The sequence below is a fragment of the Billgrantia kenyensis genome (assembly GCF_013697085.1).
Lineage (GTDB): Bacteria > Pseudomonadota > Gammaproteobacteria > Pseudomonadales > Halomonadaceae > Halomonas > Halomonas kenyensis.
Window position 1 is genome coordinate 1 of the sequence record NZ_JACEFT010000063.1, and the last position, 1,929, is coordinate 1,929.

At 56.6% G+C, this 1,929-nt stretch carries 2 rRNA genes; both read right to left on the bottom strand.

Features of this window, described 5'->3' with window-relative positions:
- A 5S ribosomal RNA gene (gene rrf, locus H1D44_RS20490) occupies positions 1–94 on the bottom strand; the annotation flags it as partial.
- 103 nt (positions 95–197) lie between these two features.
- A 23S ribosomal RNA gene (locus H1D44_RS20495) occupies positions 198–1,929 on the bottom strand; the annotation flags it as partial.

Sequence of the window (1,929 nt, forward strand, 5' to 3'; positions counted from 1 at the left end):
CATGGGGAGACCCCACACTACCATCGGCGCTGAGCGGTTTCACTGCTGAGTTCGGCATGGGGTCAGGTGGTTCCCACTCGCTATGGTCGTCAGGCGAAAACGGTTGGAATCATGCTGAGCGATCGTCTCTGGCGCGGTTGCCCTCGCCATGCGTATCCGTCAATTGCGTGCGCAATGCGCAGACCCCTTGGGGTTATATGGTCAAGCCTCACGGGCCATTAGTACCGGTTAGCTCAACGCCTTGCAGCGCTTCCACACCCGGCCTATCAACCAGCTGGTCTTGCTGGGCCCTTCAGGAGGCTCGAGGCCTCGGGGATGTCTCATCTTGAAGGGGGCTTCCCGCTTAGATGCCTTCAGCGGTTATCCCGTCCGCACGTAGCTACCCGGCAGTGCCACTGGCGTGACAACCGGAACACCAGAGGTGCGTCCACTCCGGTCCTCTCGTACTAGGAGCAGCTCTTCTCAAACATCCAACGCCCACGGCAGATAGGGACCGAACTGTCTCACGACGTTCTAAACCCAGCTCGCGTACCACTTTAAATGGCGAACAGCCATACCCTTGGGACCGACTTCAGCCCCAGGATGTGATGAGCCGACATCGAGGTGCCAAACACCGCCGTCGATGTGAACTCTTGGGCGGTATCAGCCTGTTATCCCCGGAGTACCTTTTATCCGTTGAGCGATGGCCCTTCCATACAGAACCACCGGATCACTAGAACCTACTTTCGTATCTGCTCGACGTGTCTGTCTCGCAGTTAAGCACCCTTATGCTCTTGCACTCAATGCACGATTTCCGACCGTGCTGAGGGTACCTTCGTGCTCCTCCGTTACTCTTTGGGAGGAGACCGCCCCAGTCAAACTACCCACCACACACTGTCCTCGATCCGGATCACGGACCTGAGTTAGAACGCCAATGATGCCAGGCTGGTATTTCAAGGTTGGCTCCGCCCGAACTGGCGTCCGGGGTTCCTAGCCTCCCAGCTATCCTACACAAGCAACATCAGCGTCCAGTGTGAAGCTATAGTAAAGGTTCACGGGGTCTTTCCGTCTAGCCGCGGGTACACAGCATCTTCACTGCGATTTCAATTTCACTGAGTCTCGGGTGGAGACAGCGTGGCCATCATTACGCCATTCGTGCAGGTCGGAACTTACCCGACAAGGAATTTCGCTACCTTAGGACCGTTATAGTTACGGCCGCCGTTTACCGGGGCTTCGATCAAGAGCTTCGCCCGAGGGCTAACACCATCACTTAACCTTCCGGCACCGGGCAGGCGTCACACCCTATACGTCCGCTTACGCGTTTGCAGAGTGCTGTGTTTTTAATAAACAGTTGCAGCCACCTGGTATCTTCGACCGGTTCGAGCTCCAGCAGCAAGTGCCTTCACCCTACGCCGGCGTGCCTTCTCCCGAAGTTACGGCACCATTTTGCCTAGTTCCTTCACCCGAGTTCTCTCAAGCGCCTGGGTATTCTCTACCTGACCACCTGTGTCGGTTTGGGGTACGGTCCCACTGTATCTGAAGCTTAGAGGCTTTTCCTGGAAGCGTGGCATCGATGACTTCCACCCCGTGGGGTGTTCGTCTCGCTTCTCGGCCTTCTCACTGAAGAGAGCGATCCGGATTTACCTGAATCGCTGGCCTACAAGCTTTCACCAGGACAACCAACGCCTGGCCCACCTAGCCTTCTTCGTCCCCCCATCGCAATACAGTGAGGTACGGGAATATTGACCCGTTTCCCATCGACTACGCCTTTCGGCCTCGCCTTAGGGGCCGACTCACTCTGCTCCGATTAGCGTCGAACAGAAACCCTTGGTCTTCCGGCGGGGGAGTTTTTCACTCCCCTTGTCGTTACTCATGTCAGCATTCGCACTCGTGATACCTCCAGCGGACTTCTCAATCCACCTTCATCGGCTTACACGACGCTCCTCTACC